Annotated in this window: 23 protein-coding genes; 19 read left to right on the top strand and 4 right to left on the bottom strand. The window is 40.4% G+C overall.

The genetic code is table 11. The features are described 5' to 3' along the window. Positions 1-54 precede the first annotated feature (54 nt). The 6 genes from H5182_RS00905 (at position 55) to H5182_RS00880 (ending at position 5,489) form a co-directional block, all read left to right on the top strand. Entirely contained in the window at positions 55-861 is an 807-nt protein-coding gene (locus H5182_RS00905; protein WP_182730627.1) for a glucosaminidase domain-containing protein, read from the top strand. Continuing rightward, positions 854-1,522: a DUF2987 domain-containing protein gene (locus H5182_RS00900; RefSeq protein ID WP_145233136.1), complete on the top strand. Its 669-nt coding sequence runs from the start codon at positions 854-856 to the stop codon at positions 1,520-1,522. Before H5182_RS00905 ends, H5182_RS00900 begins: the two co-directional genes overlap by 8 nt. A 205-nt stretch (positions 1,523-1,727) precedes the next feature. Next, the gene (locus H5182_RS00895) at positions 1,728-2,204 is read left to right on the top strand and encodes a GreA/GreB family elongation factor (RefSeq protein WP_145233137.1); all 477 of its coding nucleotides are present in this window, start codon (positions 1,728-1,730) and stop codon (positions 2,202-2,204) included. Positions 2,205-2,461: 257 nt separating this feature from the next. Next, positions 2,462-3,856: a RimK family protein gene (locus tag H5182_RS00890; RefSeq protein WP_145233138.1), complete on the top strand. Its 1,395-nt coding sequence runs from the start codon at positions 2,462-2,464 to the stop codon at positions 3,854-3,856. Then, positions 3,856-4,962 carry a ribosomal protein S18-alanine N-acetyltransferase gene (rimI, locus tag H5182_RS00885; RefSeq protein ID WP_145233139.1) on the top strand — a complete coding sequence of 369 codons (1,107 nt, stop codon included), beginning with the start codon at positions 3,856-3,858 and terminating at the stop codon, positions 4,960-4,962. The genes H5182_RS00890 and rimI overlap by 1 nt, the downstream gene beginning before the upstream one ends. 14 nt (positions 4,963-4,976) lie before the next feature. Beyond that, entirely contained in the window at positions 4,977-5,489 is a 513-nt protein-coding gene (locus H5182_RS00880) for an MgtC/SapB family protein (protein ID WP_145233140.1), read from the top strand. A gap of 11 nt (positions 5,490-5,500) precedes the next feature. Here the strand turns inward: H5182_RS00880 and H5182_RS00875 are convergent, their stop codons facing one another. Further along, on the bottom strand, positions 5,501-6,733 hold the full coding sequence (locus H5182_RS00875; protein ID WP_182759335.1) for an EAL domain-containing protein: 1,233 nt from the start codon (positions 6,731-6,733) through the stop codon (positions 5,501-5,503). 363 nt (positions 6,734-7,096) lie between these two features. Between H5182_RS00875 and H5182_RS00870 the strand changes: the two genes are divergently transcribed. Continuing rightward, positions 7,097-7,915, top strand: coding sequence for an ABC transporter substrate-binding protein (locus H5182_RS00870; protein WP_182759334.1), 819 nt, complete (start codon positions 7,097-7,099; stop codon positions 7,913-7,915). Positions 7,916-8,009: 94 nt separating this feature from the next. On the opposite strand, the gene H5182_RS00865 is transcribed toward H5182_RS00870, so the two are convergent. Next, the gene (locus tag H5182_RS00865) at positions 8,010-9,020 is read right to left on the bottom strand and encodes a GlxA family transcriptional regulator (RefSeq protein ID WP_182759333.1); all 1,011 of its coding nucleotides are present in this window, start codon (positions 9,018-9,020) and stop codon (positions 8,010-8,012) included. A gap of 126 nt (positions 9,021-9,146) precedes the next feature. Between H5182_RS00865 and H5182_RS00860 the strand changes: the two genes are divergently transcribed. The 8 genes from H5182_RS00860 to H5182_RS00825 all read left to right on the top strand — a co-directional run bounded on the left by H5182_RS00860 (position 9,147) and on the right by H5182_RS00825 (position 20,125). Continuing rightward, entirely contained in the window at positions 9,147-11,054 is a 1,908-nt protein-coding gene (locus H5182_RS00860) for a beta-ketoacyl synthase (protein ID WP_182759332.1), read from the top strand. Between the two features lie 185 nt (positions 11,055-11,239). After that, a complete protein-coding gene (locus tag H5182_RS00855; protein WP_182759331.1) occupies positions 11,240-13,042 on the top strand; it encodes a M14 family metallopeptidase in 1,803 nt (600 codons plus the stop codon). A gap of 3 nt (positions 13,043-13,045) precedes the next feature. Continuing rightward, positions 13,046-13,687 (top strand): MBL fold metallo-hydrolase, encoded by a 642-nt coding sequence (locus tag H5182_RS00850; RefSeq protein WP_145233146.1) that lies wholly within the window; start codon positions 13,046-13,048, stop codon positions 13,685-13,687. An 89-nt stretch (positions 13,688-13,776) separates the two neighbouring features. Continuing rightward, positions 13,777-14,235 carry an Lrp/AsnC family transcriptional regulator gene (locus H5182_RS00845; RefSeq protein ID WP_016707271.1) on the top strand — a complete coding sequence of 153 codons (459 nt, stop codon included), beginning with the start codon at positions 13,777-13,779 and terminating at the stop codon, positions 14,233-14,235. A gap of 123 nt (positions 14,236-14,358) precedes the next feature. Then, entirely contained in the window at positions 14,359-15,915 is a 1,557-nt protein-coding gene (locus H5182_RS00840; RefSeq protein WP_182759330.1) for a SulP family inorganic anion transporter, read from the top strand. A gap of 268 nt (positions 15,916-16,183) precedes the next feature. Further along, complete coding sequence (locus H5182_RS00835) at positions 16,184-17,797, top strand: ABC-F family ATPase (RefSeq protein ID WP_145233148.1); 1,614 nt, start codon at positions 16,184-16,186, stop codon at positions 17,795-17,797. A gap of 222 nt (positions 17,798-18,019) precedes the next feature. After that, positions 18,020-19,531 (top strand): BCCT family transporter, encoded by a 1,512-nt coding sequence (locus H5182_RS00830; RefSeq protein WP_257326090.1) that lies wholly within the window; start codon positions 18,020-18,022, stop codon positions 19,529-19,531. 210 nt (positions 19,532-19,741) lie between these two features. After that, positions 19,742-20,125 (top strand): hypothetical protein, encoded by a 384-nt coding sequence (locus H5182_RS00825; protein ID WP_182759329.1) that lies wholly within the window; start codon positions 19,742-19,744, stop codon positions 20,123-20,125. Here H5182_RS00825 and fghA read toward each other — a convergent pair. Then, complete coding sequence (gene fghA, locus H5182_RS00820) at positions 20,079-20,921, bottom strand: S-formylglutathione hydrolase (protein WP_182730618.1); 843 nt, start codon at positions 20,919-20,921, stop codon at positions 20,079-20,081. The genes H5182_RS00825 and fghA overlap by 47 nt on opposite strands. Before the next feature lie 59 nt (positions 20,922-20,980). Continuing rightward, the gene (locus tag H5182_RS00815; protein ID WP_145233151.1) at positions 20,981-22,102 is read right to left on the bottom strand and encodes an S-(hydroxymethyl)glutathione dehydrogenase/class III alcohol dehydrogenase; all 1,122 of its coding nucleotides are present in this window, start codon (positions 22,100-22,102) and stop codon (positions 20,981-20,983) included. A 117-nt stretch (positions 22,103-22,219) separates the two neighbouring features. Between H5182_RS00815 and H5182_RS00810 the strand changes: the two genes are divergently transcribed. The 4 genes from H5182_RS00810 (at position 22,220) to H5182_RS00795 (ending at position 26,369) form a co-directional block, all read left to right on the top strand. After that, positions 22,220-23,089: a LysR family transcriptional regulator gene (locus tag H5182_RS00810; protein ID WP_179959209.1), complete on the top strand. Its 870-nt coding sequence runs from the start codon at positions 22,220-22,222 to the stop codon at positions 23,087-23,089. Between the two features lie 137 nt (positions 23,090-23,226). Beyond that, positions 23,227-24,444, top strand: a complete 1,218-nt coding sequence (locus H5182_RS00805; protein ID WP_145233153.1) for a lipoprotein-releasing ABC transporter permease subunit — start codon at positions 23,227-23,229, stop codon at positions 24,442-24,444. Continuing rightward, a complete protein-coding gene (gene lolD, locus H5182_RS00800) occupies positions 24,437-25,135 on the top strand; it encodes a lipoprotein-releasing ABC transporter ATP-binding protein LolD (RefSeq protein WP_145233154.1) in 699 nt (232 codons plus the stop codon). Before H5182_RS00805 ends, lolD begins: the two co-directional genes overlap by 8 nt. Further along, positions 25,125-26,369 (top strand): lipoprotein-releasing ABC transporter permease subunit, encoded by a 1,245-nt coding sequence (locus tag H5182_RS00795; protein ID WP_145233155.1) that lies wholly within the window; start codon positions 25,125-25,127, stop codon positions 26,367-26,369. Before lolD ends, H5182_RS00795 begins: the two co-directional genes overlap by 11 nt. Position 26,370 lies beyond the last annotated feature (1 nt).

Here is a 26,370-nt window from a genome sequence, read left to right as displayed (position 1 = left end):
GTCAGATGCGTGTGGATATACCATGCATAAACATTAGTTTTTTTGAGAGAATACATGCTTAAGTATCTATTTCGTTTAATCGTTAGCCTATTTTTTATTTGGGCATTGAGTTACCCATTTATAGAAAGGACGAATTCAACTATTGAGGGCGAAACAGCCTTAATCAAGCCACCAGTCAAAAAGAAAGAAAAGCCATTACATAACGTTAAGCTTCCTGATTTTAACGGCTTTAGTGATGTAAAAGAAAAAAAACATGCTTTTTTTAACTTTATTCGGCCGCATGTTGAGGCTGAAAATAAAAAAATCCTGCAGCAACGGGCAACGCTGGAGATTGCATTGATGATGGTGCAATACGATGAGCCATTAAGTCGCACGCAAACTAAGCAAGTTAAAACGATTTTAAACAGCTATAAATTACCTGAAACGATTGATAGTTTGTCTTTGCGTCAGGCATTACGTCGAGTTGATATTATTCCTAAAGAGCTAGCGCTGATGCAAGCGGCAAACGAATCAGCATGGGGAACGTCTCGATTTGCTCGAATAGGATTAAACTTTTTTGGTCAGTGGTGTTATAGCAAAGGCTGCGGTATGGTGCCTAATCGTCGTAATACTGGTGCAGACCATGAAGTAGCGGCATTTAAATCTGTGCGAGCAGCCGTGACTTCTTATTTTAAAAATATTAATACCCATGCAGCTTATAAAGAGTTACGTAGTATCCGCGCCGATTTGCGTTTACAAGAAAAGCCAATTTCAGCGACTAAGCTAAGTTACGGATTAATCTCCTATTCCGAGCGTGGTGAAGCGTATATCGAAGAATTAAATCAAATGATCAACCAAAATAGAGCTTACTTTGATGAATAACCCAGTACGTAGTATCAGTCATATTATGGCATTAGCCGTTGTACTAATAGCAACGTTTACTGTGCAAGCAAAAGAGTTTGTGGTTTCCTATGATGGCTTTTATGATCGTTTAAAAGTCGTCAATAAAGGTGATTTTCAATTTGCTCAGGTCAATTTTTACATCACCGACATTGCCAGTAATGACGAATGTTTAATTAAAACCGGGCGCATTATTACTGAGCGAGAGGAATTTTCACTTAATTATACTGAGCATGCTCAGCTTTTACTTCCTTTTGATAAACAACTTGATACAAATAAAGCTGTGGTGGTTATCGAGCCTCAAAATGAAAACCATGATTGCCAGTTAAAACTGCAAATTGAGGCGCGTGAGTTTAATAATAGTAATTTAAATAAACACCAGTTGTATCAGCTTAATGATGAGTTTGATGAATTATTATCGGATCTGTCGGGATTTTTTGTTAGCAAACTGATGAGCTTTTTATTGCCTGAACAACAAGGTGTGGTGCTGACTTTTGCAGAGCCAGTGACGATTGCCGATCCTGCTTTTGATTGCCAAGGAGCAATTTGTCATGTCAGTGTTACTGAGCAGTGGGAAGACGATAAAACAGCATTTACTGTGCCGGTGCCATTACTAAAAGTAACGCCATGGATTGCTAAGTAGTAAAAAACAGTTGAGTAAGCGCTGTTAACAGCAGCGCTTGATTTATGTTATTACTAATCAAGAGTAATCAAGAGTAATTAAAAAATATCCTTCCATATTTACTAATCAATGCCTATGAATAACCTTGTTTTTAGCCAATTGAGTTACACGCAGCCCAAAGCACGTTAAAATACAGTCATTATAGATTTAAAATAATTCCTTAGATATGAATAAAACCCATGTGATTGAATGCCTGCGTTTTGCTTTAGAGGCGCAACTTAGTACCGCGCAGGCTGCTGCAAAGACAGCCCATGACACCGCCACTCATGAAGAAAATATTGCTGAAAATAAATACGATACATTAGGCCTAGAAGCTGCCTATTTAGCGCAAGGGCAAGCACAGCGTGTGAATGACTGCCATTTGAGTATTATCGAGTTTGAAAAGGCATTTAAAATCGCTGTATCAAGTAAAGTTGCCATTGGTTCGCTGGTCTGTATCTGCGATGAAGACGAAAATCTAAAATGGTATTTTTTAGGGCCACTTTCTGGTGGTTTAAGCATTAAAATAAAAGACACTACAGTGTATGTTCTCACACCACTGTCACCATTAGGTCAATTACTGATGGATAAGCAACAAGGTGATGAGTTTAGTTTTACAATAGCGAATAAATCCACGTTATTAGAAATTATTTCAATAAGTTAGTGATGCTGAAAGGAGCTTTAACCAGCTTTTTTTGACCTTACTGTGGTTGATTAAATTTACTTATCTTAACGCTAAAAATTACTCGTTGGAAAGGTAGCGAAAAACCCTTTATAAATCACCTGTAGATTAAGCAGTAGCTGAATCTAAAGCACCCATCCTGTTAAGTACACGTGTTGCACAACGATGACTTAGCAGTATGGGTGTTTCTATTTATATTCACTCTTACATTTGTATTTTGACTTATTTTAGGAAAAGTCGTGTTTAAAACCTTGATTGTGGTTGATAACAACGAGCAGGCACTTGCTCACTCATTCGAAAACGTAATTACCTTCAATACCTACTTACGAGATTATCCAAAGCATAATGAGCCAAAAACGCGCATTATTAATCTATGCGACTCAAGCCAATACTTGAGTAAAGGCTATTATTGCTCATTACTTGCTGAGGCACGTAAACATCAAGTATTGCCAAGCGTAAAAACGATTAATGCGCTACGTAATGGCCAAACTTTGATGCTTAATGTTGGCCATCTCGATGATGCCTTATACTTTGGGCATGCAGTAAATGAACTACAAAACAAAGCAGCAAAAGCGGTATTTAAACAATATCCAGCGCCTATTTTATTTGTAGATGAAGCCGGGCTGTTACAGCAAGGTTCATTGGCGTCGCTTAATACTCAGCAGCATCAAGACTTTGTTGCTAAATTAACTGAGTTTACGCAAACACAGTGGCGTATAAGCAGTTCGCAAAAACGTTACCGCTGGGATATGGCTATTTTAGTTGATCACAATGAAAAAGTGCCACCAAGCGATAAAGATGCAATAGCCCGTTTTATTAAAGCGGCAGCTAAACATGGTATCTATGCTCAAGCGCTCAGTTTTGAAGAAATAGATAATATCGCTCAGTTTGATGCGCTATTTATTCGCCAAACAACTGCAATTGACCACCCAACTTACCGTCTGGCAAGTAAGGCGCAGAGCCTAGGGTTAGTGGTGATTGATGATGCTGAGTCTATTTTACGCTGTTGTAATAAAGTGTATTTACATGATGCGTTTAATTATCAAAAAGTACCGAGCTTAAAAACCTTGGTAGTAGCTGATCAAAGTGATGAAACTATCAGTCAGCTTGAAGAGGCATTTACTTACCCATTAGTGCTTAAAATGCCTGAAGGGTCGTTTTCAAAAGGTGTCTACAAAGTAACTGATCGCAATGAGCTGGCAGCAAAATTGGCTGAGTTATTTGAATTTAGCGCTTTAGTTCTAGCCCAAGAATATATGTACACAGAATACGATTGGCGAGTAGGAGTTTTAAATGGTCGTGCTATCTATGCATGCCGTTATTTAATGGCGCGTAATCATTGGCAAATTTATAATCATGATGCAAAACGGTTTTTCTCTGGTGGTTTTGAAACACTGCCTACTTTTGAGTTGCCAAAAGCAGTTTTAGATGCGGCATTAAAAGCATGTAAAACTGTGGGCAAAGGGCTCTATGGTGTGGATGTTAAAGAACACCAAGGCCGTGCATATGTGCTTGAAGTAAACGATAACCCAAGTATTGACCATAAAGTAGAAGATGGTTACTTAGGTGATGAACTTTATATGATCATTATGGAAGAATTTAAACAACGCCTCGAAGCACGAGGTCGAAGTTAATGACCGAGCATAGTGTGGCAGTTCGCGCTGCCACAGATAGCGATTTAAAAGCGTTACTTGAGATAGAGCAGCAAAGTTTTAATCAAGATAGATTAAGTGCGCGTAGCTTTAAGCGCTGGATTGCAGCCAAGCATGGTATTTTAATGGTTGCAGAGTCAGAACAACAGTTACTCGGCTATGGCTTAGTGTGGTGTCATAAAGGCACTCGTTTAGCACGTTTATATTCGCTAGCAGTTGCACCAAATGCACAAGGAAAAGGCGTTGCTCAGCAGCTTTTGAAAGCACTAGAAAGAGCAACGGCTGAACGCGGACGGTTATTTATGCGTCTTGAAGTGGCGGTAAATAATAAAGCTGCAATCGCACTTTATGAAAAGCTTGGCTATCGGGTATTTGGGCAATACAGTGACTATTATGATGATCATAGTGATGCCTTGCGGATGCAAAAAAACATTCGTAAAACCAATGAGCTTGAGTTTTCGCGTGAAACGCCTTGGTATCAGCAAACAACCGAATTTACTTGCGGGCCAGCGGCATTATTAATGGCAATGTCATCAATAAAAAAAGCGATTATTTCACAAGTGAATGAGCTTGATATTTGGCGTGAAGCAACCACTATTTTTATGACCTCTGGTCATGGTGGTTGTCATCCATTAGGACTTGCTTTAGCTGCCAATAAACGCGGTTTTACAGCCGATGTGATTATTAATACACGTGATACATTGTTTGTTGATGGCGTAAGAAGTGATAAGAAGAAAGCAATTTTACACACGGTTCATAATCAATTTGTGGTTGAGGCAATTAATCACAAACTAGATGTGAAGTATCAAGACTTAACCCTTGAGCACATAGAGCGCTGGTTAGCAGCCAAAATGGCCGTGGTGCTATTGATCAGTACGTATCGCTTTGATGGTAAAAAGTCACCGCATTGGGTGTGTGTAACGCATTTAGATGAGCATTGTCTATATGTCCATGACCCTTTTTGTGAAAGCGATAAACAGCTGGCGATTGATTGTCAACACGTACCCATCGCTAAGAGTGACTTTTTAAAAATGGCCAGTTTCGGTAGTTCTCGTTTGAGTACGGCACTGGCTATACACATGCAGTAATTTTAGGATTTTGAGTGACTTTTTTTGAATTAGTAGATATCGCCCCCTATTCGTGGTCGGCAATAGGCAGTGCTGCATTTTGTGGCGCTTTGATTGGTATGGAACGCCAGTTACGTGGCAAACCAGTAGGAATAAGAACCTCAGTACTGATTATATTAGGTACTTATTTGTTTTTAGCCACGGCGTTTATGCTCCATGGTGATGTGATTGACCACTCGCGCGTGGTTGGTCAAATTATTACTGGCATCGGCTTTTTAGGTGCTGGAGTGATGCTCGCTAAAGATGGCGCTGTGGTTGGGGTAACATCTGCGGCAACTATCTGGGTTTTGGCATCTATTGGTGTAGTGATTGCAACCGATAATTTATTGGCAGCTATTAAACTATCCATTTTAGTGGTGGGCATTTTATATGGTGTAGATGTCCTTGAAGCTAAGTTTAAAAGCTTAAGTAAAGGTGTACACGCTAAAGTTAAAAGTTATCACAAACGATACTATCGAAAAGAAATTAACGAATCAGAACGCCACTAAGAGTGGCGTTTTTATGTTGATAAAGTCATGCTTTGATAGCTCAATGCATCTTCAATAGGAGCTGGGCGGCCAATAAAGTAACCTTGCACATTATCAACATTTAATTTTCTTAATGCGTTAAGCTCTGCTTGCGTTTCAATGCCTTCGGCAACAATCGAACAGTCTATTGCTTTAGCAAAGCCACACAGTGCCTTGGCCAGTAAAAACTTACGATTGTCTTTATTTATATTTTGAGTAAGGCTGATATCTAATTTAATAATGTCGGCTTCCAGTTCTAAAATATGTTGAAACGACGAAAAGCCAGCACCTACATCATCAATAGCCAAACGTAGCCCTTTTTTTCGCAGTGGCGCTAATGCAGCTCGCATTACTGTATAGTCTGATATTGGTGAATGTTCAGTTATTTCTAATACCAACCTTGAACAATCGGCTCCTTGCAGAGTATATTCAAGTGCACCCGATAGTATATGGGATGGTGAACAATTAATGGCGATATAAGTGGTGTCATTAAATTGCGCAATATAGGCGAGGCTGTTTTTTATCGCCAGCATTTCCAGAGATTCACCTAGGCCCACATCTGTTGCCTCTTTAAACCAGAGATCAGGTGTTTTATAAGGTTTGGTAAAAAAGCGTGACAGTGATTCAAAGCCCGCAATTTCATTACTAAATAGATTAAAAATAGGCTGAAAATAAATACTTATACTGTTGGTTGCAATAACCTCATCAATTGCTAATTTGGTTTGGCAATGCAATGCAGTGTTATGCAGGTTTTTTTCAATTAATCCAGTTGCAATTTCAGAGATCATGTTTAAAAAAGACAAGTCCCGCTCGTTTAAGCTTTCATCATGATGCGATTTGTAACAACAAAACGTACCATATAATTTACCATTTGAAAGATTGATAGGCACACCAATATAAGCGCCTATGTTTAACTTGTCGGTTACTGGCATTATTTGAGTAATTGGATTTATTTTTGAATTGGTAATAATAGGGCGAAGCTGTTTCTCAGTGATTTTATGGCAATATGTTTCATTAATAGGATCGGAATTGCCCACTTTAACCGTTTTATTTGCTGATGGATTATCGACAACTTTGAATACGCGTTCATCGTTAATAAACTCTGAAATAAAAGCAACATCCATATTTAAATGTTTGCGCACTAATCCCAGCAAATTTGTCAATTTAGCATCGATTGACGAATTATCTTTTTGATCCAAAAGCACATCGCTAAAATTTGCCGTCATGGCGCCTCCATGTGATTTTTTAGCACTTTTAATGCTATTACTATAATTTATATAGATATAAACGTCTAATTAGCGTTTGATTTTATTTGCTGCTTAGTTCAGTTTTCTCTATCTATAATTCAGGGAGGGACTAGCTCGTTTATAGATTTGCAGTCCTGCGCGATTAAATCGGTCGTTAATGGCCTAGAAAGTCCGACACTTAGATGGTCCTTGTCGTACGCTTATCGTAATAATAAGAGTAAGCCTTATGCTTTTGTTATTTTAGCGTTTCAGTAGGTATAATATTTGGGGATGGTAAGATTTGTAAAAAATATGAATCTGACTACGCTAATAACCAGTGATTATTTATTTAGGTGTTGTTTAATGGAATCGAGTTGGCAAATAATACAGTGGAATGGGCCGAAAAGAATTGTATTTCTGCTGTTTGCTTTCTTTTTTACAATACAGGTAGTGGCCAAACCAAGCTATCGTGTTGTGATATTAGTCGATGATAGTTATCCCCCATATTCTTACCTTAAAGACGGTGAGTTAGTGGGCTTATATGTTGATGTAGTTCGTCAAGCTGCCGATTTGATCAGTGAAAAATATATTATAGAGTTGCAACCAGTACCTTGGAAGCGCGGTGTTGACGCACTTAGACGAGGAGAGGACTTTGCCTTACTACCTCCTTATAAAAATGTGCAAGGGCGCAGTTTTATTTGGCCTTACTCAGAGCCGCTGCATGAAGAAGTAATACAAGCTTTTTGTAATCCAAACTCAAGCTTACTCAAGATTGAAAACACAGAATATCCATTAAAGCCGATTAATGTTGGTATCAATGCAGGGTATCTTTTATTCGATCAAGCATTGAACACTGCCATGGAGCAAAACAAAATAAAAATATGGGAAAATAAAGATACATTATCAAATATTTTGAAGCTGGCTAAAAATAGAATCGACTGTTATATCAACGACAAATGGGCCATTTTATCAGGCATTAAAGCACTTAAGCAAAGCCATCCATTTGTTGATTTGAGTCAACTTCAGCAAGACAAAATTATTTTCAAGCGAACTGCTCACATTGGCTATTTGAAAGCACCATCAGAAAAATTTCCATTTAAGGATGACTTTATTAAAGAAATGGACGCAGCATTAAAGCTAGTATTTGAAAGGCGTACTCAAATCGACAGCGATGATAAATGATACGCGTTAAACGTCGATGCTCATGTTTAACTCGCACTGTATATTTTGCTATCTAAAAGGTTTAATTGTTTAAAAATAACACCCCGCCAACTTATTAACCAAATAACTTTCTTCTAACCACTTTTCGATACTCGCTAGGCGTTTGCGAGAGCACTTTCTTAAACACGCGGGTTAAATGACCTTGATCATTGTAACCCACCTCTAAAGCAACCTCCTGAATTGATAAGTTAGATGATGCAAGTAGCTCTTTGGCTGTTTGTACGCGTAATTGCTGCCAATATTCAATGGGGCTTTGGTTGGTCGCAATGCGAAAACGGCGGGTAAAAGAGCGGTAACTCAAACTAAATAGTTGAGCGACCTCTGTTAAACTTTGTTCTGTGGTTAAGTTGTTTTTTAACCAAAATTGAATTTGCGCGATGAGTTCATCTGGATGCCGATCAACGGCGCCTTCAAGGTAGCGCTGATCTTCGTAAGGTTTCCTAATTTCGTGAGAAAAGTTGCGCTCAACATGCTGAGCGGCGGCCTGTCCGTAGTATTGGCTAATAATATGCACGATCACATCTGCTAAGGCATTTAGACTTGCCACACTGTATAAGCGCTCAGATTGGGTGATAAAAAAATCAGGCTTGAGCAGCACTTGTGGGTAGTCGCGTTTAAATTGTTCTGCATAATGCCAATGAGTGGTAGCGGGGTGACCATTTAATAACTTAGCTTCAGCGACTAAGCAATTGCCAGTACCCACGCCAATGATTGAGCTACCCGTTTGCCAGCTACTGGCAAGCCACTGAACTAACCCAGAGTTTGCTCTGACAACAGGGCGAGGATTGCGCCAAATACCGGGCACAATAATCAAGTCACTGTAAGGTGCTGTGCTGTAAGTGTGATCCGGTAATATTGCTAAGCCGCTGCGATTTTTGATAGGTTCGCTGTCCTCAGCGATTAAATTAATCGTTAATGGCCGAAAAGTTCCGCTGTTTATATGCCCCTTGGCGTACGCCTCACCGGCTCTGAGCATTTCAATTGGCAAGGTGACACTGGTGATCAATAAGTGCTGGTACACCAAAATACTTATTTGCAAAGGGCTAAGTACCAAGTTGTTGTCCATTTAATTGCTCCGACCAGTTTGATTTGGCCTCATAGGCTCATTATTTGGCTATTTAAGCACAATGTTGATAATTAAATCCATCTAAACTGCAAGCTTCTCCTATAACACGTTTTCTCAAGGTAAATTATGACAGCATTACCCGTTATTATCGGCATGGGTGGAATTAACGCCGCAGGCCGTACATCTTTTCATCAAGGTTATCGTCGTATCGTGTTAAATAACTTAGATACTCAAGCCCGCCAAGAAACATTTTTAGGCCTCGCCACGTTAATGAATTTAGTGAGTCTTGTGAATGGGCAACTGCAAGATTTACAAGGCAATACTGTTGAGCAAAGCGACATAGAAGCACGCTTTGGTGAGCAAATTATTGCCGGTACGTTAATTCGTAAAATTGAAAAAGAGCATTTTGATGTCGATGCAACACCATGGCAGCAAAAAATGACGTTAACCGCGTCAGATGAAAGCGCCATTGTGTTTGAAACACGTCGTCGAGATTTACCTTCGCCGGTCCCTACAAGTTGGCAAGTAGAAGAGCTTGAAAATAAAAAAGTAAAAGTAACCATTGCGGCTCAGTTTGATATTAAACATGATTCTACTCGCGATAATCCGATTAAATCGGCTGGGCAACTACCAACAGGGTTTGATCCGTCTATTATGTACAACAGTCGCTACCAGCCACGTGGTTTACAAGCCACTATTTTTGCTGCTACTGACGCGATTAAATCAACCGGACTTGATTGGCAACACATTATGAATAGTGTTGAGCCTGATAAAATTGGCACTTATTCAGCGTCGGTTATTGGTCAAATGGATGACAAAGGCTTAGGTGGTTTAGTAAAAGCGCGCCAGCAAGGTGACCGCGTAAGCACCAAGCAGTTAGCGCTTGGCTTAAATACAATGTCGACCGATTTTATTAATGCCTATGTGACGGGCAATGTAGGCACTACGTTTTCAACTTCAGGCGCGTGTGCAACATTTTTATATAACTTGCGCGCTGCAGTAAACGATATACAAGCAGGGCGTACACGTGTTGCTATTGTGGCAAGTGTTGAATGCGCAATTACTCCTGAAGTTGTTGAAGGCTTTGGTAATATGAGTGCGCTGGCGAATATTGAAGGTTTACGCCGCTTGGATAACTTAAGCAATGATGATGAGCCTGATTATCGTAAAAGTAGCCGCCCATTTGGCGAAAATTGTGGCTTTACTTTAGGTGAAGGCGCACAAGTAGCGATTCTAATGGATGATGCGTTAGCACTGGAGTTGGGTGCAGACATTCTAGGCTGCGTGCCTGATGTATTTGTAAATGCTGATGGTGTTAAAAAATCAATTACATCACCGGGACCGGGTAATTATATAACCATGGCGAAGTCGGCGGCATTAGCCACGAGCTTATTAGGAAAAGAAGCATTACAACAACGTAGCTTTATTTTAGCGCATGGTTCAAGCACACCGCAAAACCGCGTAACAGAGTCATTAATTTATCATAAGGTGGCACAAACGTTTGCCATTGATAATTGGAAAGTAGCAGCACCAAAAGCGTATGTAGGGCACACAATTGCGCCAGCTAGTGGCGACCAATTAGCGATGGCGCTGGGTGTATTTGCACATAATATTATGCCGGGTATTACCACCATAGATAAAGTGGCCGACGATGTGCATAACCAGTATTTAGATATTCGTACTGAGCATTATCAATGCGAAGACATGGATATTGCCTTTATTAATTCAAAAGGCTTTGGCGGAAATAATGCCACAGCCACTGTTTTGTCACCCATAGTGACCATGAAAATGTTAGCAAAACGCCATGGTAGTGCGGTGATGGATGCATATGCATTGAGCAATCAAACCGTTACAGCTGCTCAGACTAATTATCAGCAACAAGCTGACTTAGGACAATATGAGCTAATCTATCGCTTTGGTGATGGCATGATTGATGAAGATGAAATTGTCATTTCTGATACCGACATGCATATTCCCGGTTTTGATAAAGCCATTGCATTTAGTAAAACGAATCCTTATCAAGATATGTTTTAAGCACATTATTCTTGAGTGGCAAGGCGCTTTTATAGCGCCTTTTTTAATGCGTGAAAATTAGCCCTATAAAGTTTTTAAATTGTCATTGGCTGCATTTTTTTGTTGAATCACCGCAGTTTACGCGATCTGTCATTTATCCTTGTTATAATTTCAAGCTATTAAAGAGGCCAACGTTTGAGAGTCCTATGATCGCCAGTTTATTATTGTTAAGTGCCAGTGTTACATTAGATAGCCATTTACCGCCATTGTTGCCATGGCAAGGTCAAAGTTTGGCACTGATACAACAAAAAGGCCCATTAACCACTGATTTCGAACTAAGCGAAGGGCTAAAGTCACCAAATTATCAGCAAACTATGGCCTTTGTAGATCGTCTTGTTGCAGCAAACCCTACCCAATTCCAAGTGCAAACTATTGCACATAGTGCCAGTGGCCGTGCGATCAACATGATGGTAGCAAGCGAAGATGGCGCATTTACACCTTCGCAGTTAATGCAAAACGCCAAGCCGACTATTTTTATTCAAGCGGGAATTCATGCCGGCGAAATTGACGGTAAAGATGCGATGTTTATGTTGCTACGCGATATTGCAACCGGTAAACGTCGAGATATTTTAAGCCAAGTGAACATCTTATTTATTCCTATTTTAAATGTTGATGGCCATGAGCGTAGTAGTCAGTTTAATCGCATAAACCAGCGTGGGCCAGTTGAAATGGGCTTTAGAACCAATGCTAATAATTTAAATTTAAATCGTGATTTCACCAAACTAGATACGCCGGAAGTACGTGGTGTATTAAAGGTGATCAAGCAGTTTAACCCAGATTTATATATCGATGTGCATGTGACTGACGGTGCAGATTATCAATACGATGTAACTTACGGGTACAACCCCGTATTTGCCAGTGAATCGCCAAGTGTGTCAGATGCGCTCAATAATTATTTTAAACCTATCATCGACACAAAATTACAAGAGCAAGGCCATATACCTGGGCCGCTGGTATTTGTAATGGATAAGCGCGAGTTTAAAAAAGGCTTAGCGGGCTGGGTTGCCACGCCTCGTTATTCGAATGGTTGGGGGGATTTAAGATCGTTACCCACAATTCTTGTCGAAAATCATTCATTAAAACCGTATAAACAACGTGTACTTGGCACCTATGTATTTTTAGATGGGGCTATTTCAGCATTGGCGCAACATCATCATCAATTAACCGAAGCGGTTGAAAAAGAACGAGCTTTTGTGCCAAGCCAGCTTATTGTTGAACGCAGTTATGCAAAAGAGCCAAACACTATCGCATTTGCAGGGATCAAATATTCGCGCAGTAAAAGCGCCTTGAGTGGCCAGATGGAAGTAAAGTATTTAGGCGAAAAACAGCACTATGATGCGTTGCCTATTTACTGGCAGAAGGACGCAAAAACCGTGATCACCGTACCAAGTACATTTTATATTCCACCTGCGTATCCACACATTGTCGAAAAACTCAAATTACATGGTATTACAGTAGAAAACGTGAGCAGTGATGAGCTGGTAACTAATTTAAAAGTCGCGGTAGTAACAAAGCATGAATTTGATAAAGCACCGTTTGAAGGACGTTTTAGAGTAAACGCAGATTTTGATTTTGTCGATGTACCAGAAAAGTCTCTGATCGGTTGGTCTAAAGTTGAAACTGCTCAACCTTTCGGTGAGTTAGTTGCCCATCTTTTACACCCCAAAGCACCGGATTCATTTTTTGCGTGGGGTGAGTTTAATACGATTTTTCAACGTACTGAGTACATGGAAAACTATGCATTAGCGCCGTATGCTCGCCATATGCTCAAAGATAAACCGGCACTTGCACTTGAGTTTGATAAAAAAATTCGTGAGGATGCCGCTTTTGCTAAAGATGCACAAGCACGATTAAACTGGCTCTATGAGCATACGCCATTTTATGATCAAGCTTATTTAAAGTATCCTGTGCTGATGACATTTGACACTAAACCGCAAATAAAGAATTAACATATGGAAATAATTACCGTACCGGTGACCGCTTTTGCACAAAATTGCCGAGTGGTTATTTGTAAACAAACACGCCACGCAGCGGTTATCGACCCGGGTGGCGACGCTGATAAAATCATTACTGAGCTTGCCAAGCATCAGTTAAGCTTGCAGTGTATTTTACTCACCCATGGCCATCTTGATCATGTCGGTGCGGCAAAAGTACTTGCTGAGCATTTTTCTGTTGATATTGTCGGGCCACAAAAAGACGAATTGTTTTGGTTTGATGCATTACCTATGCAAGCGCAAATGTTTGGCTTTGCACCAATTGCGCCTTTTCATCCTCAGCATTGGTTAAGTCATGGCGATACGTTTACATTGGGTCAATTGCGATTTGACATTCGTCATTGTCCGGGCCACACGCCTGGGCATATTGTATTTTATGAAGCAACACATCAGTTAGTGATAGTGGGTGATGTTATTTTTAAAGGCTCAGTAGGGCGTACAGACTTTCCTAAAGGGGATGCCCAGCAGTTACTTGACTCGATTAAAAATCAAATTTTGACACTGCCTGATGAAACGCGAATTCTATCTGGGCATGGACCTGACACTAAAGTGCTGACTGAGCGCATATCGAATCCATTTATAAGTGGTAAATTTGGTTAGTTGCGCATAATAAATGCATAAAAGTACAAGACTCAACCTATAAACCAATGTATAATTTAACCAATTTAGTAAAATAAATAAGAAATAAAATGTCTCTAAATCATGTTGACCGCCAAATTTTGGCACTGTTACAGCAAGATGCAAGTCTTTCGACCGCTGATATTGCTGATAAAGTCGGTTTATCTCAATCACCTTGTTGGCGTCGTATTGCTAAGCTTGAGCAAGATGGTTACATCAAAGGCAAAGTTGCCTTATTGGATGAGAAAAAGCTCGGCTTTGATATGCTAGTGTACGCTCATGTTCGTTTATCAAATCATGGCCGTACAAATTTAGCTGAGTTTGAACGACTTATCCTAAGTTATGATGAAGTAACAGAATGTTACAGTATGGCTGGCACTATGGACTTTATGTTGCGGATCATTTCTAAAGGCATTGAAGGCTATGAACAGTTTGTTCGTGATAATTTATTGAATCTTGAATTTGTTCAAGAAGTTCACTCAAACGTCACTATGACTTGTGTCAAACGCAGTACATCGCTGCCACTTTAATCGTATCTAATCATGCTAGCGCTATAAAGGCGTTAGCATGTTCCTCTTACTGCAATTGTTAACCTTAGCTTAATTTGTTAGAATTCAGCGCTTTTTTGATCCCACACCCCGAAGAGGAATTCAATGTTTAACTTATTAAGCAAGGCGCCGAGCTCTGCTAAAAACGATATCTTATCAGGTATAACGGTTGCCCTAGCGCTCGTTCCTGAAGCTGTTGCATTTGCGTTTGTTGCAAATGTAGAGCCTTTAGTTGGTTTATATGCAGCATTTATTGTTGGCTTGATCACCGCTATTTTTGGCGGCCGCCCAGGTATGATCTCCGGTGCAACCGGTGCACTTGCCGTTGTTATGGTAAGTTTAGTGCTAGATCATGGGGTTGAGTATCTCTTCGCGACTGTATTGCTGATGGGGATACTGCAAATACTAGCAGGGGTGTTTAAGCTCGGTAAGTTTATTCGTATGGTTCCGCATCCGGTGATGCTTGGGTTTGTAAATGGTTTAGCGATTGTCATCTTCTTAGCGCAACTAGGTCAATTTAAGGTGTCCGATGGTCAAGGTGGCATGCAGTGGATGACAGGCACGCCGATGATGATCATGCTAGGATTAGTCGCTTTAACGATGGCTATTATTCACTTTTTGCCAAAGTTGACTACAGCTGTGCCATCAACATTAGTCGCTATTGTTACTGTAACCGCCATTGTTATCGGATTTGATTTAGAAGCGCGTACAGTACTTGATTTCTTAAAAGATATGACCGGTGACAGTGCGGCAACTATTGCTGGTGGTTTACCACAATTTCACCTTCCAATGGTGCCATTTACCTTTGAAACACTGAAAATTATTTTACCTTATGCACTTATTTTAGCGGCAATTGGTTTAATTGAATCACTATTAACCCTTAGCCTGATTGATGAAATCACAGAAACCCGTGGTCACAGCAATAAAGAATGCATTGGTCAAGGCGCTGCAAACGTTACCTGTGGTTTCTTTGGTGCGATGGGGGGCTGCGCGATGATTGGTCAATCAATGATCAACATTAACTCAGGTGGTCGTTCGCGTTTATCTGGTATTACAGCAGCATTAATGCTCCTAGCATTCATTATTTTTGCCGCCAGTTTGATTGAAATGGTGCCGCTGGCAGCATTGGTTGGCGTGATGTTTATGGTGGTATTAGGCACCTTTGAATGGGCGAGTTTCAAAATGATGAAACGCGTCCCAAAATCAGATGCTTTTGTCATTGTATTAGTATCGGGTGTAACGGTGATAACTGACTTAGCAATTGCAGTATGTGTGGGTGTGATTGTGTCAGCCTTAGTATTTGCATGGCAACATGCTAAACATATTTTTACTACAAACTACATTGATGAAGAAGGTTCTAAAGTCTACGAACTACACGGCCCATTATTTTTTGGCTCAGTGAAAAAGTTCGCGGAGTTGTTTGATGTTAAAAATGACCCTAAAGACGTTATCATCGAATTTAAATACAGCCGAGTGGCAGATCACAGTGCCATTGAAGCAATTGATACTTTAGCTGATAAATACACCAAGGCAGGTAAGCAGTTGCATTTACGCCACTTGAGCCCAGACTGTATAAAGTTATTACATAAAGCGCGCGACTTAGTAGAAGTTAATGTAATAGAAGATCCAACTTATAAAGTTGCTTCAGACAAACTTGCTTAAACGAGACGTTTGATAAAAAAGCGAAGGCACTGCCTTCGCTTTTTTGTTGCTATCGAACAAATCATTGGCTGAAACCGTAGATGACATTAAAATTTATTTAAGTCACATAAAAACCAGTGCTCGGTGAGTCAATTATTGAGACTAAGCTCGACTAGTGCAGCTAGTGCCTGTATAATTCGCGGCCTCTTTATACCGTCTTATTGCCTGTATTAACTTTTCCTTATTCAGCGAACAGTGTACTTGTCAGTATTTGCTTAGGAAATTCATTTTGATCTCTACCGCTAATATCACCATGCAGTTTGGTGCCGAACCCTTGTTCGAAAATATCTCCGCTAAATTTAGTAACGGTAATCGTTATGGCTTAATTGGCGCCAATGGATGCGGTAAGTCAACCTTCATGAAAATCCTCAATGGCTCATTAGTGCCAACATCAGGTAACGTATCAATTGGCCCAGGACTGAAAGTCGGTAACTTAAGCCAAGATCAGTTTGCATTTGAGCAATACTCAGTGGTTGATACTGTGATCATGGGTGACGTTGCATTATGGAAAATAAAGCAAGAACGTGAACGTATTTATTCACTGCCAGAAATGAGTGAAGAAGATGGTATGAAAGTCGCTGAGCTTGAAAGCGTTTTTGCTGAAATGGATGGTTACAGTGCAGAAAGCCGCGCGGGTGATATTTTATTAAAAGCGGGTATTGAAGAAGAATTTCATTTTGGTCTAATGTCACAAGTAGCCCCAGGCTGGAAGCTGCGCGTCTTACTTGCGCAAGCCTTGTTTGCTAACCCTGATATTTTATTACTGGATGAGCCAACCAATAACTTGGATATTCATACCATTAGCTGGTTAGAGCACGAACTTAACCAGCGTAAATGTACCATGATCATTATTTCTCATGACCGCTATTTTCTTAATGCGGTATGTACTCATATGGCTGATATTGATTACGGTGAGCTGCGTATTTACCCAGGTAACTACGAAAAATACATTGAAGCATCAACACTTATTCGTGATCAATTACTTGCTGGTAATGCTAAAAAGCAATCTGAAATTGAAGAGTTACAAGATTTCGTTAACCGCTTTGGTGCTAATGCGTCAAAAGCAAAACAAGCGAGTTCACGTGCTAAACGCATGGATAAAATCAGCTTAGATGAAGTGAAGTCGTCAAGCCGAATGGCGCCGTCATTGTATTTTGATGAAGGTAAAAAGATGCACCGCCAAGCATTGATCTTAGAAGACTTTGGCCATGGTTTTGACGGTGAAGTATTGTTTGAAGGCGGCGAGCTGATTTTAGAAGCGGGTTCAAAACTTGCGATTATTGGTGAAAACGGTGTTGGTAAATCAACCTTTATTCGCTGTTTAGTGGGTGAACTTGAAGCTAATCACGGTGTTGTAAAATGGTCAGAAAATGCATCGATTGGCTATTGTCCGCAAGATAGTAGTAAAGACTTTGATAACGATTTAACCTTGTTTGATTGGATGTCACAGTGGCGTACAGCCAAGCATAACGATTTAATGGTGCGTGGCATGTTAGGTCGGTTATTGTTTACTGCGGATGATGCGAATAAAAAAGCTAAAAACTGCTCAGGTGGTGAGAAAAATCGCCTATTGTTTGGCAAATTAATGATGCAAGACGTAAATGTTTTGGTGATGGACGAACCGACAAACCACATGGATATGGAAGCCATTGAAGCGCTTAATAATGCATTAAAAGGCTTTGAAGGTACGCTGATTTTTGTCAGCCATGACCGTGAGTTTGTTTCATCATTGGCAACTCGTATTATTGATATTCGTGACAAAGAAGTGGTTAATTTCCACGGCACCTTTAACGAATTTATGGCAAGCCAACAAGAGCAAGCGAAGCTTTTGGCTGCAAAGTAAAGTTTATTGATCTCAGTTTTATTAAATGCATGATCATGCAAGCGAGTTCAAGAGCTCTGTAAATCAATATAATTGGTATTAAGTATCAGAAAACCGGCTGCGGCCGGTTTTTTTGTGTCTAAATTATGTAAAATTAAAAAGTTGCTTTGGTGTAGCTTTAAAGCGTCGTAACGTTAGCGCTGATAAAACCGATTTAATTAGTATAATTTTTAAGGTATCTATGTGGTAATTAAAGCTCGTATTCCTAAATTAGTGTCGAATCTTGAAAAACTAGCGCTCACCTTGTGTGTGCTATTTGTTAGCGGGGCTCTATTATTTCCTGATATGCTCACCGCGCATATTCAACCACTGATCATTAATGCATTATCAGTGTTGGGTGGACCATTTTTTCTGTTAGTTAATTTTTTATTGATAAGCGTTATTGTGCTGGCTATTAGCCCTCTCGGACAACGTAAAATAGGTGGAGAGCATACATCTGTCGAGTTTTCAACTTTTGGTTGGTTGTCAATGTTATTTGCTGCAGGAATGGGATCGGGTTTAATTTTTTGGGGCGTAGCTGAGCCAGCCATGCACGTATTGCAACCGCCATTAAAGCAAAGTCTTTACCCTGATAGACAAGGTGCTGCATTGGCTATTACGTTAGTAAACTGGGGCGCTCATGCATGGGCACTCTACGCAGTATTTGGCTTAGTCTTAGGTGGTTTGAGCCATAACAGTGGCAAAGCGGGAGATATAAGTGCTCCGGTGTTGAGTGTAACAACTTCATTTTTAAGTCGCGAAGGGCAGCTAAAGTGTAAATACGTGATCCAGTTAGTGGCCATTTTAGCTATTTTTTTTGGTGTAGTTGGCACGATTGCAAATTCAACATTATTACTACGAAAAGGGATTGAGCTTGAGCTTGGCATTAACTCGCCTTGGTTAGTTGGTTTGATTATTATTATGTTATTAGCGCTGTTGTTTAGCTTATCTGCGCGCTTAGGATTAAAAAAGGGTATTCAAACACTCAGTCAATTTAATGTTTTTTTAGCATTTGGAGTACTTATTTGGCTCATCATGATGGTACCACTACAACCGATTATAGATGTGGCGATCAGTGGCGTTAAATTTTATAGCCACTTATTAGTGACAGGGACATGGCAATTATCAAGTCAACTAAATGATCCTGCTTGGGCTAATAGTTGGACGTATAATTATTATTTTTGGTGGTTAGCGTGGGGACCTTTTGTTGGGGTTTTTTTAGCTAAAATAAGTCAAGGTCGGCCAGTTTGGCAATACATAGTTGGCGTAGTAATTGTGCCAACTTTCGTCACTTTAATTTGGTTTAGTGTTTTTTCGGGATCTGCTATTGCTTGGGATAGCGGCCATAGTAGTGGCATTATGGCCGCTATTAAAACTGATTATACACAAGGCTTATTTGTATTTTTTAAGCAGTTAGGTTGGCAAGGAGGTGTGCTTATTTGGTCGAGCTTATTATTATTACTGATTTTTGTTGCTACTTCGGCAGATTCTGCAATTTTAGTGATCCGTAATTTAGCGGGGACAAAAAGCAGTCATCGATTTAGTTTGTATGTGTGGTCTTTTACTTTAGCTCTAAGTAGCTGGGTATTGTTATTACAAAATAATGAATTACTTAACCGTAGTATTGCAATTATTGGTGCAGTGCCTTTTTTGTTTATTTTTATTTTGCAGCTTATAGGATTTGTAAAAGAGTTTATGAAGGAGTTACAAGAGTAGTTAAACCTATTACTGTTGCTATGATCGAGCTAGTTTAAACTTTTAATTACTTTATTGTCATTCACTTACAGTGTTTTATACTTGTTCGTTTATAGTGGGTATTCCAGATACAACCACTAAGCAATACTAATGCTATTAAAAACTGGCTCATTCGAGGTAGTTAAATAATAACTCACGCATTTAAGCAATGGGATATAAAGGATTAAATTTATGTTCAAGCACTTTATTAGCGTTTTACTTGTCAGCCAATTACTAAGCGCGTGCACTGTAGCGGGTGTATTAGTTGATGGAGTTATTTATTCAAAAGCGGATACAAATTATGATGCTGATTTAGCGCAGGCCCCCGCACATGTATCGCCTCAAGATAATACTTACTTTAGTCATGAACAGACTTTGTCATTTGCGGACTTAGGCATCGAAGTAGATCGTTTTTTAGTGGGGTTAGTGCAAGAAAGCTCAGAGCCTACTCTGGTATGCAAAAGAATAACTAAATCAATACAACAATGTGAGGAAGTAACGACTGACAACCTCACAGTAGAGGATACAATTAACGCTGAAGATACACTTGATGAAATGATAAGTGTTCGTCGATAAAGCTGCTGATAAAAAAGTAACTATGATCGTAGCCTGCGTGCATATTCAACGTTAGCGGGTAATTAACTTGCTTTGCTACTGCAGTTAGGTTGTCTGGTTTTAGTTGCTCGACTAAAAAATTATCGGCATCACCTTGGTCAATACGCATTGGTAAAAATTCGTTACTGTGTGCCTTTTTCATTAGTTCACAGCTATCGTAATTGGCCCATTGTGATTGATCATCTCCTAAGTACTGACTAAACGCTTTTTGCCCCCAAGGACAGTCAATAGGGTTAGTGATTGGGCTAAAAGCAGAAACACTGGTGTAACTTTTTGGATTGCGCAATGCAATCATCAACGCACCGTGCCCCCCCATAGAATGCCCGCTAATCGCTTTTTTATCAGTCACGGGGAAGTGCTGTTCAATTAGCGAAGGCAATTCATTTACCACATAATCATACATATTATAGTGCGTGTTATAGGGGGCTTGGGTGGCGTTTAAATAAAACCCTGCGCCTTGGCCAAAATCATAACTGTCTTGGTCTGGCACAGTGTCGCCACGAGGACTGGTATCAGGTGCAACGATAGCAATACCAAGCGCTGCCGCTTTTTTAAATGCACCTGCTTTTTGCATAAAATTTTCATCCGTACAGGTTAAGCCTGATAACCAATACAGCACCGGTACTTTATTAGTTTGGCTGGCACCGGGTGGCAAGAAAATAGCAAACCGCATTGGGCAATGGGTGCTTGTAGATGTATGGCTGTATTGCTTGTGCCAGCCACCGCTAACTTTTGTGGCGCTTAAATTATCTAACATGGATTCCTCGCTAAAATACCACATAGCTTACACCCTATGTGGTATCTGTATTTTTAATATTAGTAGTGGATCACAGTACGAATACTTTTGCCTTCATGCATTAAATCAAACGCGTCGTTTATGTCTTCAAGACCCATGGTATGAGTGATAAAGTCATTTAATGCAAATTCGCCAGCCATGTAACGTTCAACAATCTCAGGTAGTTGTGAACGACCTTTAACCCCACCAAATGCGCTACCACGCCAGACGCGGCCAGTGACTAGCTGGAACGGGCGAGTTGAAATTTCTTGTCCTGCACCAGCAACACCAATGATCACCGATTCCCCCCAACCTTTATGACAACATTCAAGGGCTGAGCGCATGACATCAACATTACCTATACACTCAAATGAGAAATCAACGCCACCATCGGTCATCTCGACAATAACTTCTTGAATAGGCTTATCGAAATCTTTTGGATTGATCAAGTCTGTGGCACCTAATTTAGTGGCTAAATCAAACTTAGATGTGTTGATATCAATACCGATAATACGCGAGGCACCAGCCATTTTCGCGCCGATAATTGCTGATAAACCAATACCACCTAAACCAAAGATAGCAACGGTATCGCCTGCTTGAACTTTTGCAGTGTTTGTGACCGCGCCCATACCAGTTGTAACACCACAGCCCAGTAAGCAAATTTCTTCAAGTGATGCTGCTTTGTTTACTTTAGCCAGTGAGATCTCTGGCAGTACCGTATATTCAGAAAAGGTTGATGTGCCCATGTAGTGATAAATTGGTTGGCCATCTTTGAAAAAGCGAGTCGTGCCGTCTGGCATTAAGCCTTTACCTTGCGTTTCACGTACAGCGGAACACAAGTTTGTTTTGCCTGAAGTACACATTTTACATACACCGCATTCTGCAGTATATAAAGGAATAACATGATCGCCCACAGCAACACTGGTTACGCCTTCGCCGATAGCATAAACAACACCAGCGCCTTCATGCCCTAAAATGGCTGGGAAAATCCCTTCAGGATCGGCACCTGATAATGTAAATGCATCGGTGTGACATACGCCAGTAGCAGTAATTTTTACCATTACTTCGCCTTTTTTAGGCATCATTACATCCACTTCTTCTACAGATAGTGGTTGATTTGGACCCCAAGCAATTGCGGCTTTTGATTTTATAAATTCAGACATAGTAATTCTCTTGCTGGTTAAATACGAAGATGACTTGAAAACAATAACGCTATTTTATTTGTTTCTCAAACAATGTTAATCTTCATTTTAATAAAACACTTTTACAGTATGGTAATAATGAGTCGTTGGTTAGGCATAGACGAATTTATCGCAGTCGGTGAAGAAGGCAGCTTTACCCGCGCTGCAACCACATTAGGGGTATCCGTTGCACACATAAGCCGCCATGTAACGCAATTAGAGCAGCGCTTAAATACCCAATTATTAACGCGTACTACCCGTAAAGTTGTACTGACTAAAGAAGGCGAAGTCTTTTTACATCAAACAAAACATTTACAGCATGCAATGGACGACGCCACCGCGTTATTAGCACAACAGCAAAATGCTCCTAAAGGTAAAATTAAACTTACAGCTCCGGTTATGTATGGCGAAAGCTTCGTGATGCCAGCAGTGCATACTTTTATGCAACTGCACCCTGATGTAGAAGTGGTGATGGCGCTGAGCAATGAACAAGAAAATTTACTTGAGGGCGGCTTTGACTTAGCTATTCGCCTTGGTCATTTAAAAGACTCTAGCTTAAAAGCACGACGCTTAAGTGCACGTCATTTTGTAATTTGCTGCTCAAAAGCCTATTTAGCCCGTTTTGGCGAACCTCACACATTAGCTGAATTACAGCACCATCAATGCTTAGTCGGCAACAGCAGTTATTGGCGGGTGTGTGAGCAAGGGCGTGATAAACATATTAAAATTGCGGGGCGGTTACAGTGTAATAGTGGCTGGGCGTTAGCTGATGCAGCTAAAAAGGGTCTTGGCATCATACAAGTGCCAAACTACTACATTGAGAGTGATTTAGCCACGGGTGATTTAGTGCCTATTTTAACCAATAATCAGCCAAAACCAGAAGGTGTATGGGGAGTGTATCCTCCGCGACAATTTGTTGCGACCAATGTCAGAGCATTACTCGATCACCTTATTAAATCTCTAAACTAAAAGTTTAAATAAAGCGGCTTAATTTTGATACAGCAGTTGATTTGTCATGAATTTTTACACTTTTGCGCATACCCAATGGCGCTTTATTTATGCTAGTATGAGCGCTGAATTGGCATTAAATGTGACCATAAATAATTATGTTTCAACCTGTTAGCCTGTTTATCGGGCTGAGATACAGTCGCTCCTCGAAAGGGAACGCATTTATCTCTTTTATTTCGTTTTTCTCCATTGCCGGTATCGCCATTGGTTTAATGGCATTATTTACTGTCAGCTCAGTGATGAATGGTTTTGAAAATAACCTTAAAACCAATATGTTGGGCCTCATTCCTCATGTTGAAATTGCGTCTGATGGACAAACTCAAGCACAAATGATCCAGCTGCAAGATACCATTGTTGCGTCCAAATTTGTGAAAAGAGCGAGTTTGTATCGCCATGGTGAAGCCATTTTACAAACCAATCGCGATTTACATGGCGTGCTATTGCAAGGTTTGTACGACGATAACGCATCGCTTTATAAAATCAGCGATAAAGTTATTCAAGGTAATTGGCAAACAGTCATGACATCGCGCTATCACATTGCGGTTAGTCGTTATTTAACACGTAAACTGGGAATTGGTTTAGGTGATAAAGTGCGCGTGATCATGCCTAATGCGTCAACCTATACACCTTTAGGTCGCGTACCAAGCCAACGTTTGTTCACCGTTGCTGCCATTTATGAAACAGGTTCTGAAATTGATATGGGACTTGCTTTTACTAGCGGCGAATCGCTACAACGGGTATTAAAGTTGCCACAAACTAGTGCTCCTAATTTGAGTATTTCACTGAACGATCCTTTTCAACTAGATGCCTTTAGCGCTTCAGCTAGTGCAATTTTAAGTCAACATACAGTCACCGATTGGCGCCAGTCACAAGGTACTTTGTTTGCAGCAGTCGCAATGGAAAAACGCATTATGTCGATGTTGCTGGCGCTGATTGTATTAGTTGCGGTATTTAATATTGTCTCTGCATTGACCATGATGGTGAGCGAAAAACAAAGTGAAGTGGCTATTTTACAAACGCTTGGCTTAACGCCGGCTCAAGTGCAGCAAGTATTTATGATCCAAGGTTTGTACAATGGTTTGATTGGCACCAGTATCGGTGCAGCCCTTGGCTTATTACTCAGTGCTTATATCAACGAAGTGCTGGCAGGTATAGGTTTAAACTTGTTAACAGGGATTGCCTTACCAGTAAAATTTGACGTAATGAGCTTATCGCTGATTGCCGTAGGCAGTATTACCATGAGCTTTTTAGCCACTTTATATCCGGCGCGTAAAGCTGCCAATGTTAGCCCAGCAGAGGTATTGCGCTATGAATGATTTAGTTATCCAATGTGAACAGTTAAGTAAAGTGTATCAAGATGGTGAAAATCACGTTGAGGTTTTAAAAGGGGTTGATTTAACCTTACAACAAGGTGAGATGCTGGCTATCGTTGGCAGCTCTGGTTCTGGTAAAAGTACTTTACTGCACATTTTGGGGACTTTGGATTCACAAAGTGCCGGTGTGGCAAAAATTAAAGGTCAACAAGTTGCTAAGCTATCACGTGCTGAGCAAGCAAAATTTCGTAATGAGCATTTAGGGTTTATTTATCAGTTCCATCATTTATTAATGGAGTTTAACGCGTTAGAAAATGTTGCGATGCCGCTGTTGATCAAAGGTCTCAGCGCTAAAAAAGCCAATGCTAAAGCCCTCGTAATGCTCGATAAAGTAGGGCTATCGCACCGTAGTAGCCATAAACCATCAATGCTCTCTGGTGGAGAGCGTCAACGTGTGGCAATTGCGCGGGCATTGGTGAGCGAACCTGATTTAGTATTGGCCGATGAGCCAACAGGTAACTTAGACAAACAAAATGCGATTAAAATTTACGATTTGATCAAAGAGCTTAATAGCAGTTTGAATACCAGTTTTGTAGTGGTGACGCACGACTTAGAATTAGCCGATAAGCTGGGTAAAATTGCTTACCTTGATGATGGGAAATTGGCAATTAAAGAGGCCAGCCATGTTGCTTAGTGCCTATTTAAGTAAACGTTTTAGAGCAAGCTCCGGCAGCAGCGATGAAAAAAATGGCTTTGTTAGTTTTATTGCCAAAGCGTCAACCATTGGTATTTTACTCGGCGTTGCAGTGTTAATTGTTGCTTTGTCGGTGATCAATGGCTTTGAACAACAACTAGTACATCGCTTATTAAGCGTTGTGCCACAAGTTGAATATGTTGCGCCTAATCGTCCAATTGATAACTGGCCGGATAAAGTTCAAAAGCTCTCAGAGCAACGTGGCGTAACCGGTGCAGCACCTTTTATTAGTGTCAATGGCATGGCGCAATACAAAAGTGAACTAAAAGCGGTTGAAGTGCGAGGGGTTGATCCTGCTCTAGAAAGTGACGTATCGGCGGTTAATCAGTTTACCCATGGCAAGTTGGTCAGCCAAATAAGCGAAGACGAAATTATTTTAGGCCAACAAATTGTTAAACAATTAGGTGTTAAGCAAGGGGAGTTAATTACCTTATTGATCCCGCAAGTTAACGAGATAAGTACTGAGATTTTAGCACCCAAAAGGGTCACTTTAACCCTTGCGGGTATTATTGAAATGGGTGGCCCTATTGATAGTTCTGCTGCCTTCATCCATCTCAGTAAGGCGCAATCAGTACTTGGTTATGAACCACTGCAAGTAACAGGGCTTCGCTTAGCAGTAACCGATGTTTTTCAAGCGCACCAAATTGCGCTACGGGTTGGCCAAACAATTGATGATTATGTTTATATCTCTAGCTGGTTTAGAACCCAAGGTAGCTTATACCAAGATATACAAATGGTCAGAACCATTGTTTATATTGTGGTGTTTTTAATCATTGCGGTGGCAAGTTTTAATATTGTTTCGTCATTAGTGATGGAAGTACGTGAAAAACAGGCCAACATAGCGATATTAAAAACCATGGGCGCTAAAGACAGTACGATATTAGCGACCTTTATTTTACAAGGACTTAGCCAAGCATTTATTGGCGTGGTACTGGGCTCATTTATAGGTGTGATACTGGCGCTGAACATCAGTGAGCTTTTTACCCTACTGAGTCAGTTGTTAGGCTCAAACCCGCTGGAAGGGGTGTATTTTATTGAGTTTTTACCCAGTAAGCTGGTATGGCAAGATATTGTGATCACTGTTATTGTAACTTTTGTGTTGGCAGTGTTAGCCACTATTTACCCTGCATGGCAGGCAACAAGAGTGGATCCAGCCAAGGTATTAGGCAACTAAG

The sequence above is a fragment of the Pseudoalteromonas sp. SG44-17 genome, from assembly GCF_014164235.1.
Lineage (GTDB): Bacteria > Pseudomonadota > Gammaproteobacteria > Enterobacterales > Alteromonadaceae > Pseudoalteromonas > Pseudoalteromonas rhizosphaerae.
This window is presented reverse-complemented; position numbering and strand designations above follow the sequence as displayed.

What these genes read in the sequence shown, in the direction of transcription:
- H5182_RS00905 (WP_182730627.1), top strand. Translation starts at nt 55, where the DNA reads ATGCTTAAGTATCTATTTCGTTTAATCGTTAGCCTATTTTTTATTTGG.
- H5182_RS00870 (WP_182759334.1), top strand. Translation starts at nt 7,097, where the DNA reads ATGGAATCGAGTTGGCAAATAATACAGTGGAATGGGCCGAAAAGAATT.
- H5182_RS00860 (WP_182759332.1), top strand. Translation starts at nt 9,147, where the DNA reads ATGACAGCATTACCCGTTATTATCGGCATGGGTGGAATTAACGCCGCA.
- fghA (WP_182730618.1), bottom strand. Translation starts at nt 20,921, where the DNA reads ATGTTAGATAATTTAAGCGCCACAAAAGTTAGCGGTGGCTGGCACAAG.
- H5182_RS00900 (WP_145233136.1), top strand. Translation starts at nt 854, where the DNA reads ATGAATAACCCAGTACGTAGTATCAGTCATATTATGGCATTAGCCGTT.
- H5182_RS00840 (WP_182759330.1), top strand. Translation starts at nt 14,359, where the DNA reads ATGTTTAACTTATTAAGCAAGGCGCCGAGCTCTGCTAAAAACGATATC.
- H5182_RS00855 (WP_182759331.1), top strand. Translation starts at nt 11,240, where the DNA reads ATGATCGCCAGTTTATTATTGTTAAGTGCCAGTGTTACATTAGATAGC.
- H5182_RS00875 (WP_182759335.1), bottom strand. Translation starts at nt 6,733, where the DNA reads ATGACGGCAAATTTTAGCGATGTGCTTTTGGATCAAAAAGATAATTCG.
- H5182_RS00810 (WP_179959209.1), top strand. Translation starts at nt 22,220, where the DNA reads ATGAGTCGTTGGTTAGGCATAGACGAATTTATCGCAGTCGGTGAAGAA.
- H5182_RS00825 (WP_182759329.1), top strand. Translation starts at nt 19,742, where the DNA reads ATGTTCAAGCACTTTATTAGCGTTTTACTTGTCAGCCAATTACTAAGC.
- H5182_RS00805 (WP_145233153.1), top strand. Translation starts at nt 23,227, where the DNA reads ATGTTTCAACCTGTTAGCCTGTTTATCGGGCTGAGATACAGTCGCTCC.
- H5182_RS00865 (WP_182759333.1), bottom strand. Translation starts at nt 9,020, where the DNA reads ATGGACAACAACTTGGTACTTAGCCCTTTGCAAATAAGTATTTTGGTG.
- H5182_RS00815 (WP_145233151.1), bottom strand. Translation starts at nt 22,102, where the DNA reads ATGTCTGAATTTATAAAATCAAAAGCCGCAATTGCTTGGGGTCCAAAT.
- lolD (WP_145233154.1), top strand. Translation starts at nt 24,437, where the DNA reads ATGAATGATTTAGTTATCCAATGTGAACAGTTAAGTAAAGTGTATCAA.
- H5182_RS00845 (WP_016707271.1), top strand. Translation starts at nt 13,777, where the DNA reads ATGTCTCTAAATCATGTTGACCGCCAAATTTTGGCACTGTTACAGCAA.
- H5182_RS00795 (WP_145233155.1), top strand. Translation starts at nt 25,125, where the DNA reads ATGTTGCTTAGTGCCTATTTAAGTAAACGTTTTAGAGCAAGCTCCGGC.
- H5182_RS00850 (WP_145233146.1), top strand. Translation starts at nt 13,046, where the DNA reads ATGGAAATAATTACCGTACCGGTGACCGCTTTTGCACAAAATTGCCGA.
- H5182_RS00895 (WP_145233137.1), top strand. Translation starts at nt 1,728, where the DNA reads ATGAATAAAACCCATGTGATTGAATGCCTGCGTTTTGCTTTAGAGGCG.
- rimI (WP_145233139.1), top strand. Translation starts at nt 3,856, where the DNA reads ATGACCGAGCATAGTGTGGCAGTTCGCGCTGCCACAGATAGCGATTTA.